We start from the raw sequence: 8,769 nt of genomic DNA on the forward strand, positions 1-8,769 counted from the left end.
AAGAGAGCCAAAATTTAGTATTTTTGGCTTGAAATTTAGACATTTTATAAAGCTTGTAGCCAAAAAGGCCGACATATAAATTTCATCCTACCTATTTATATAGGGTTTTGCTCCACTTATCTTACTTAGCTACCAAAATATCTATAAATGATAGTTCTAGTAGCCTAAATTTAACAAATTTAATGTCACTATCATATTTTATATCACTTCTTTACTGTGTATTCTTTTTACATTTCTTATATATAAACTTGGAGAGTTTTTTGCAAGATCTATGAGTAAAGATGGGCTAAATAGGATGGAATTTGAAATTTCAGAGCTTGCAAAAGCAGTTGGCTTTCATGTTATTTCAAAAGATAGAAACCCAGCTTGGAAGCCAGTTAATGATAAATTTGCAAACGATATCTTAGAAGAGCTAAAAATTTATAAGCCAGAAGCTAGGATAACAGCCGTGCATGCTGGACTTGAGTGTGGAGTGCTTTTGGAGAAAAAAGCGGGTCTTAGTGCATGTTCAATAGGACCAAATATCTACTCACCTCACTCTACAAGAGAACACTGCGAAGTTGCCTCTGCGCTTTTTATAGAAAAAGTCGTTCGCGGTATCGTTAAAAAATATAACTCATAAAAACAAAATTTGCTAGAAATTTCTAGCAAATTTTATCTATATCACTTTATCTTTGCTCTTACAAAGATCACTTAAGATACACTCAAAACAAAGCGGCTTTTTAGCCTTGCAGGTATAGCGTCCAAAAAGCACCATCGCTTGATGAAGCTTGCCAAGCTCAGTTTTAAAGGCAAGGCTTAGATCCCCTTCTGTCGCTTCTGGCGTCTTTGCGCTGCTTAAACCAAGTCTATGTGATACTCTAAAAACATGCGTATCAACAGCCATTACATTTGCATTTGTGGCCTCCAAAAGCACGACGTGAGCGGTCTTTTGCCCAACTCCAGCAAGCGCTTTTAGCTTCTCTTCATCAAGTGGAATTTCTCCGTCATAAAGCTCAACCACGCTGTTTGCCATCTTGATTAAATTTACGGCCTTGTTGTTAAAAAAACTGCATGAGTTTATCATCAGTTTTAGACTGGCTAAATTTGCGCTAGCTAGCTCAAAAACGTCTTTATATGCCTCAAATAGGGCAGGTGTGATCAAATTTACCCTTTTGTCGGTGCACTGAGCTGAGAGCATGACGCAGACAAGAAGTTCATATAAATTTCTAAACTGAAGCTCGCTTTTTGCGTCCTTAAATTCGGCCAAAAGGCGTGTTTTTATCTCTAAAATATCTTTTTTTGTTCTCATTTGGCTATTTTACCTAAAATTACATATTAAATGAAAAGTTAGCGCATTATTTGCTATAATCGTGCCTGAAAATCAATTTTTTAAAGGATTTGTATGAAAAAATTTTTATTTCCAGCAGTTTTGAGTTTAGCGACAGCTATCAGTTTGAATGCAGCAGTAGTTGCAACAGTAGATGGTGACGCTATAAACGACAGCGATATTTCAGCGCTTTTATCAGCAGCTATGCCAGGATTTGACGCTAGTAAGCTTCAGCCAAATGAGAAAAAACGCATTATCGACGACCTTATCAACAGAAAACTTCTTTTAAAAGACGCAAAAGCAACAGGCATTGAAAAAGATGTTGACTACATCAAGGCTGTAAAGGCTGCACAAGAGGGCATCGCAGTTGAGCTTTATATGAGAAAACTATTTGACGGTATAAAAGTAAGCGATAGCGATTTAAGAGATTTTTATAACAAAAACAAATCTAGCATGACTCAGCCAGCTCAGGCAAAAGCTAGACATATCCTAGTTGAAGATGAAAAAACAGCAAACGACATCATCGCTCAGCTTAAAAATTTAAAAGGTGAGGCGCTAACTAAGAAATTTGCAGAGCTAGCAAGCCAAAAATCAATCGACAAAGGTTCAGCAGCACACGGCGGCGAGCTTGGCTGGTTTGGTCAAAGCCAAATGGTAAAACCTTTTGCAGACGCAGCATTTTCAATGGCAAATGGCACAGTTTCAACAAAGCCAGTTAAAACTCAGTTTGGCTACCACGTTATCTTAAAAGAAGATGGCAAAGCGGCTGGCACTGTGAGCTTTGAACAAGCTAAAGGTGACATCGAGCAAGCTGTAAAAATGGAGAAATTCCAAGCTGCTGTTAAGCAAAAAAGCGAAGCTCTACGCCAAAATGCAAAGATAGAATACAAATAAAATTTGGAGGATAAAATGGGCGTTTTAGATATTGTAAATGCTGGAGTTTTAAGCGGAGATGATGTAACAAAACTTTATGCTTACGCCAAAGAGCAAGGTTTTGCGATACCTGCTGTAAATGTCGTGGGAAGTGACTCTGTTAATGCCGTTTTAGAAGCAGCAAAGGTTGCTAACTCGCCTGTTATCGTTCAGTTTAGTAATGGCGGTGCAGGTTTTTACGCTGGTAAAGCCTGCGAAAACGCTGCAGTCCTTGGAGCGATCGCTGGAGCAAAGCACGTTCATCTACTTGCCAAGGCTTACGGTGTGCCAGTCATTTTACACACAGACCACGCTGCTAGAAAGCTTTTGCCTTGGATAGATGAGCTCATACTTGCTAGCCGCGAGCACAAAAAAGCCCACGGCGTGCCACTTTTTAGCTCTCATATGCTAGATCTTAGCGAAGAGAGCTTGGAAGAGAATTTAAGCACATGCGAGAAATATCTAAAAGAGCTTAGTGAGCTTGGTATCAGCCTTGAGATCGAGCTTGGCGTCACTGGTGGCGAAGAAGATGGCGTAGATAACACAAGCGTTGATAACGCGCTTCTCTACACCCAGCCAGAGGACGTCGCGCTTGCTTATGAAAGACTAAGCAAGATAAGCAATAAATTTAGTATCGCAGCTAGTTTTGGCAACGTTCATGGTGTTTATAAACCTGGCAATGTCGTGCTAAGACCAGAAATTCTTAAAAACTCACAAGCCTATGTGGCAAAGAAATTTAATACAAAAAGCGACAAGCCTGTAAATTTTGTATTTCATGGCGGTAGCGGCAGTGAGCTAAAAGATATCAAAAATGCTGTGAGTTACGGCGTTATCAAGATGAATATTGACACCGATACCCAGTGGGCTTTCTGGGATGGCGTGCGCGAGTATGAGGCTAAAAATAGAGCATACTTGCAAGGTCAGATCGGCAACCCAGAGGGTGAGGATAAGCCAAATAAAAAATACTACGACCCAAGGAAATGGCTAAGAAGTGGCGAGGAGAGCATGGTTAAGCGTCTTCAGACTGCTTTTAGCGACTTAAACTGCCTAAATAGGAACTAATCCTATGCAAAATCAAAATGATTTTAGTGAGCTAAGCGTGCCAAAGGAGCGCCAAGCTCACTCTTTCTTTGTCTTTTTTAAAGTTATCTTTATCCCTTTAGCCATCTATGTCTTGGCAATACTAGCGTATCTTGGCATTATAAATTTTCAGATGAAGCTTCACACCATCGTGATGATGGGCGTTATACTCTTTGTCGCTTTTGTATTTTCACGCCACAGCGCCTTGGTAGCCTACTCAAATTTCTTAGCAAATGCCAAAGACTACAAGATAAGGCTAAAAGAATTTATCATCGCTCATCTCTTTGAAATCTCAAGCGTTAAAAAGGCAAACGCCAAATTTGAAGACTTTTTCGAGAGCTATACAAGAAATTTTAGAAATGACAACCTAGCAAACATCGGCCAAGCAGTCTTTCCTATGCTTGGAATTTTGGGCACATTTATCAGCATCGCTATCTCCATGCCAAGCTTTAGCTCAAGCACTGCAAACGGACTTGAAAAAGAGATCGCTATACTGCTAAACGGCGTAGCTACGGCATTTTATGTATCGATATATGGCATATTTTTAGCGCTTTGGTGGATGTTTTTTGAAAAGATCGGCATTAGTAAATTTGAGAGATTTTATAGCGAGCAAAAAGAGCTAAGCCGTGAGTTTTTCTGGCAAGAAAATGAGCTAAATGCAAATTTTATGAAAGCAAGTGTAGGCTACTTTAAAGATAGTCACGATGCCTTTAAAATGGTGCTTGATGATAAATTTATAAAAGAGTTAAGCGAGCAGACAAATGAGAAATTTAAGAGCCTAAAAGAGCTTTGTGAGGTTGAAAAAAATATCATCAGTCAAAGCAAGGCAGAGCTTAGTGCAAATTTAAAAATGCTAAATGAATCTGGGCTAAAACAAGATGAGTTTGTAAAAATCCACTCCGATATACTAAAGGCAGTTGGCGCGTTTTCTAACGCCTTTAAAGATATGGAGGTTAAGCTTTTAACCGAGCATGCAAAGCTTGGCGAGATTTTTAGCAGAAATTTAAACGCTACAAAAGAGAGCCAGCTTAAATTTGAGCAGACTATAAAGAGCTTTGATACCATTTTAAAAGAATTTTCTCTCTCTTTGATGAAAGAGCAAAATGAGGCGTTAAAAGAATTTAGAGCCTCGCTCGTGGAGAGTGCGACGATATTTAAGGCAGCCTACGAGCAAGAAGGCAGGAGCTTGGAGCGTGAAAAAGAGCGCGAGAGCCTCATTGCTGAGCTTAAGAAGAATATAGACGAGATCGACAAAGAAGCAAATTCTGTAATAGAAAAAATCGAAAATCTAGTGCAATGAAAATAAACAAAAATAACGAGGATCAATCGAGCTTTTGGGTTTCGTACGCAGACTTGATGGCGGGTCTGCTCTTTGTTTTTATGCTGCTAATCGGCGCTGTCGTCGTAAAATACGTCCTAACTCAAAACACTCTTGAAAATAAAGAGCAAGCCATCATCGCAGCACTAGCAAATTTAAAAGACGCCCAGGGCAGAAATTTTACCCTTGAAGAGCTAAATGACGCCCTAAAAAGTGAGCTTTCAAAGATAAGCGACGAAAACATAAATTTAAAAAAATCAAATGAAATTTTTGTCATCCAAATAGACGCCCTAAAAGAAAAACTAGCCCAGCTCATAGAGGAAAACAAGGATGCAAATACGAGCATAAAAGAGCTAAATGCCAGCATTTTTGATCTAAACCAAAAGATGATCGTGCTAAATGATGAAATTTCATCAAAAGATAGAGCGCTTAGCGACGCAAATGCAAGCGGCGAGAAAAATTTAGCCAAGATCGCCTTTTTACTCGAGCAAGTGAGCAAAAAAGAGGCTAGATATGACGAGCTTTTAAGGGATCTAAACGTCACTCGTGACAGGGTCAAAAACCTAACTGGCATAAGGGTAAAAGTGATCTCAGCCTTAAAAGATAGGCTAGGATCGAGCATCGAGATCGACCCAAACTCAGGCGCACTAAAGCTTAGCTCCTCAGTGCTTTTTGACAAGGGCAGTGCAGTCTTAAAAGAAGAGGTCAAAGAGGAGCTAAAGGCGACACTTAGTAAGTATTTTGACGTGCTTTTAAATGATAAAGAGATCGCCTCAAACATCGATCAGATCGTGATCGAGGGCTTTACGGATAGCGACGGAAGCTACATTTACAACCTAGAGCTCTCACAAAAAAGAGCCTACGCGGTGATGGAGTTTATAAACTCATTTAGCGATGATGCACGCCTTAGAAAGCTGCTTGTTGCAAGTGGCAGAAGCTACAACGAGCTAGTTTTTAAAGACGGAGCCGAGGATAAGGACGCTTCAAGGCGTATAGAGATCAAATTTTCACTCTCAAACAAAGAGGCTATCAACGAGATAGAGAAATTTTTGGAGTTTAAGGGTGATTGATAAAATTCGCTTAAGAGGGCGAGAATTTTGGCTTTTAAGAGATGATCTGCTAGGCGAGTTTAACGGCAACAAAGCAAGAAAGCTAGAGTATTTTCTAAAGGCCGATCTTAGCGGCATCAAAGCCATCGTATCTCATGGCTCAAGCCAGTCAAATGCCATGTATAGCCTAAGTCTTTTTGCCAAGCTAAAAGGGCTTAAATTTTACTACGTCATCTCTCATCTAAGCTCAAATTTAGAGCAAAATCCAGTTGGAAATTTCAAATTTGCACTTGAAAATGGCATGGAAATTTTTGTGAAAGAGGAGCGCGAGAAATTTGCTAAAGAGCTAGCAAATAGCAAAAATGCACTCTTTATAAATGAAGGTGTGGCGCAGAGCGAGGTTGAGCTTGGTTTTATCACGCAAGCAAATGAGATCAATGAGTGGAGCAAAAAAAGTGGCATAAGGCCTGATATTTTCTTGCCTTCAGGCACTGGCACAAGCGTATGCTACCTAGCAAAGCACACCGATCTTAGAGTATTTACTGCTCCTTGCGTAGGGGATAGCGACTATCTAAAAAAGCAAATTTACGAGCTAGACAAAAACAGCAAAGTGCAAATTTTAAATCCCCCAAAGAAGTATCATTTTGGAAATTTATACCCTGAGCTTTATGAAATTTGGCTTGAAGTGTGCAAAAGTGGCGTAGAATTTGAGCTTATCTACGACCCAGTGGGCTTTATCACGCTTTTTGCAAATTTAGACAAGCTTGGGAGTGAAATTTTATATATTCACCAGGGCGGAATTTTAGGTAACATTACACAAAAGCAAAGATATGAGAGAAAACTAAAAATAAAGGATCATAAATGAAATTTTTACACAGCAGCGACGCTGACTTTGAGAGTAAATTTTCACAGCTTGTTAGGCGAAGTGACAATGATATGAGTGCCGTGATGCCAGTGGTTACAGGCATCATAGACGAGATAAAAAAAGATGGCGATAGCGCGCTTTTTGCACAAATAAGCAAATTTGATAAATTTAATGTCACAAGCAAAAACGACATAATAATCGACGTAAAAGAGATGGAAGCGGCCTACAACTCGCTAGATAACGCTCTAAGAGTGGCTCTAAATTTAGCCCACGACAGGATAAAAAGCTATCACGAGCGCACAAAACCAAGCGACTGGACCTATAAGGACGAGCACGACATCTTACTTGGCGCAAAATACACCCCAGTTGATCGCGCTGGCCTTTATATCCCAGGCGGCAAGGCCGCATACCCTAGCTCGCTTCTCATGAATGCTATCCCAGCAATCGTTGCTGGCGTAAAAGAGATCGTAGTTTGCACCCCAGCGCCAGGCGGCAAGGTAAATCCTCTACTTCTTGCTGCGATGCATCTATGTGGCATCAAAACAGCCTTTAAAATAGGCGGCTCAAGTGCGATCGCAGCGATGGCATACGGCACAGCAACCGTGCCAAAAGTAGACGTCATTACAGGACCTGGCAACATCTACGTAGCGACTGCTAAAAAGCTAGTCTATGGAGACGTAAATATCGATATGATCGCAGGCCCAAGCGAGATAGGCGTGATCGCTGATGATAGTGCGGACCCTCGCCACATAGCGATCGATCTACTCTCACAAGCCGAGCACGATGAGATTGCGAGTGCCTTTTTGATAACGCCAGTGGAGGCCTTCGCAAGGGCAGTGCAAAGACATATAGAGGACGAGCTAAAAACACTAAAACGCGAGCCAATCGCTAGTGCTAGCATGAGAAACAAAGCTGCTATCATCGTCGCAAAAGACTTGCAAGAGTGCTTTAAACTGATGAACGAGCTTGCTGTGGAGCACCTAGAGATCGCTACAAACGACGCTTTGAGCTATATGGACGAGGTAAAACACGCTGGAGCGATATTTTTTGGACACTTCACACCTGAAGCGATGGGCGACTACATCGCAGGACCAAATCACACCTTGCCAACTGGCGGAAGTGCGAGATTTTACTCGCCGCTTGGAGTTGAAAATTTCATGAAGCGAAGCTCTATCATCTCAGTTAGCAGAAAAGGCATTATGCACCTTGGCAAACCATGCATGCAGCTAGCCGAAGCCGAAGGACTAACAGCTCATAAAAGATCAATTGCTGTGAGATTAGAAGACTAAAAAGGGCAAAGAATTTAGGAAAAATGGCTTTTTCTAAATTCTTTTTATAATATTTTTTGCTTTAAGAAATATTTTTGCAACTTTTTATGAAATTTATAGTAAAATCAATCACGAAACTACTAAAAAAGGAGTTGATATGAAGTTAGGAACTTATACTGCAAACCAGGCTTCAGGAAACTATTATTTAGATCAAGCTAAAAATAGCGAGAAAAAGGCGCTAAACGCCATCTCTGCAAATAGCGAGATCAAAGCATCAGGTGCAAATTTGCAAATCGCAGAGAGCTTACTTTCGCAAACAAATGTCATAAATGAGGGCATGGCAAATGCAAATGATATGATCGGCATGCTTCAGATCGCCGACTCAACGCTTTTAAATTTAAGCGAGAGTGCGGATAAGATCGGTGAGTTATCAAGCAAGCTTTCAAACCCAGCTCTTTCAGCTAACGAGCAAAAGGGCATAAAAGGCGAGATAAATGCGCTAAAAAATGCGATGAGTGACAGCGTAAAAGAGGCTAAATTTAACGGTAAAAACGTTTTTGACGCCGAGCTTGGCTTTTTCACAGGCGAGGGCACAAAAAATATAAATTTAAGCACAAATGCTCTTTTAAATGTTAAAGAAGATGGCTCAAATTCTGGCGATATTTTGAAAAACATAAATTCGCTTCGCTCAGAGATCGGCTCGACACAAAATGCTGTATTTAAGGGCATGAATGCTCTAGCTGCTAGAAGCGTAGCAAATGCTAATAGTGTAGAGAGCCTTGATAGTAGCGATATAGCAAAGAGTTTGGAAGAAAATTTACAAGCAAATTTAAAATTACATGCTGCCTCTTTAGCTAAAGTTCATGATACTACGAGCTTGGCTGCAAAACTAGATAAGCTTCTAGGCGAATAAATTTTTACCGGTCTTTGGCCGGTAAAACTTTTTTTTTGTTTCTATTTTTTTAACT

At 40.3% G+C, this 8,769-nt stretch carries 9 protein-coding genes; 8 read left to right on the forward strand and 1 reads right to left on the reverse strand.

What is annotated here, in order from left to right:
• Positions 1 to 271: 271 nt before the first annotated feature.
• Positions 272 to 622 carry a hypothetical protein gene (locus Q0296_RS07350; protein ID WP_258030392.1) on the forward strand — a complete coding sequence of 117 codons (351 nt, stop codon included), beginning with the start codon at positions 272 to 274 and terminating at the stop codon, positions 620 to 622.
• Positions 623 to 658: 36 nt separating this feature from the next.
• Here the strand turns inward: Q0296_RS07350 and nth are convergent, their stop codons facing one another.
• Positions 659 to 1,291, reverse strand: a complete 633-nt coding sequence (gene nth / locus Q0296_RS07355) for an endonuclease III (RefSeq protein WP_298038726.1) — start codon at positions 1,289 to 1,291, stop codon at positions 659 to 661.
• Positions 1,292 to 1,384: 93 nt separating this feature from the next.
• Between nth and Q0296_RS07360 the strand changes: the two genes are divergently transcribed.
• The 7 genes from Q0296_RS07360 to Q0296_RS07390 all read left to right on the forward strand — a co-directional run bounded on the left by Q0296_RS07360 (position 1,385) and on the right by Q0296_RS07390 (position 8,714).
• The gene (locus Q0296_RS07360) at positions 1,385 to 2,203 is read left to right on the forward strand and encodes a peptidylprolyl isomerase (RefSeq protein ID WP_298038729.1); all 819 of its coding nucleotides are present in this window, start codon (positions 1,385 to 1,387) and stop codon (positions 2,201 to 2,203) included.
• A 15-nt stretch (positions 2,204 to 2,218) separates the two neighbouring features.
• The gene (fbaA, locus tag Q0296_RS07365; RefSeq protein WP_298038731.1) at positions 2,219 to 3,283 is read left to right on the forward strand and encodes a class II fructose-bisphosphate aldolase; all 1,065 of its coding nucleotides are present in this window, start codon (positions 2,219 to 2,221) and stop codon (positions 3,281 to 3,283) included.
• Between the two features lie 4 nt (positions 3,284 to 3,287).
• Positions 3,288 to 4,601, forward strand: coding sequence for a MotA/TolQ/ExbB proton channel family protein (locus tag Q0296_RS07370; protein WP_298038738.1), 1,314 nt, complete (start codon positions 3,288 to 3,290; stop codon positions 4,599 to 4,601).
• On the forward strand, positions 4,598 to 5,689 hold the full coding sequence (locus Q0296_RS07375; RefSeq protein WP_298038741.1) for an OmpA family protein: 1,092 nt from the start codon (positions 4,598 to 4,600) through the stop codon (positions 5,687 to 5,689). The genes Q0296_RS07370 and Q0296_RS07375 overlap by 4 nt, the downstream gene beginning before the upstream one ends.
• On the forward strand, positions 5,682 to 6,533 hold the full coding sequence (locus Q0296_RS07380; RefSeq protein WP_298038744.1) for a pyridoxal-phosphate dependent enzyme: 852 nt from the start codon (positions 5,682 to 5,684) through the stop codon (positions 6,531 to 6,533). The genes Q0296_RS07375 and Q0296_RS07380 overlap by 8 nt, the downstream gene beginning before the upstream one ends.
• Positions 6,530 to 7,822 (forward strand): histidinol dehydrogenase, encoded by a 1,293-nt coding sequence (hisD, locus tag Q0296_RS07385; protein ID WP_298038748.1) that lies wholly within the window; start codon positions 6,530 to 6,532, stop codon positions 7,820 to 7,822. The genes Q0296_RS07380 and hisD overlap by 4 nt, the downstream gene beginning before the upstream one ends.
• A gap of 136 nt (positions 7,823 to 7,958) precedes the next feature.
• On the forward strand, positions 7,959 to 8,714 hold the full coding sequence (locus tag Q0296_RS07390; protein ID WP_298038751.1) for a flagellin: 756 nt from the start codon (positions 7,959 to 7,961) through the stop codon (positions 8,712 to 8,714).
• Positions 8,715 to 8,769: the final 55 nt, after the last annotated feature.

Source organism: uncultured Campylobacter sp. (genome assembly GCF_937890585.1).
In the GTDB taxonomy this organism is placed as follows: domain Bacteria; phylum Campylobacterota; class Campylobacteria; order Campylobacterales; family Campylobacteraceae; genus Campylobacter_A.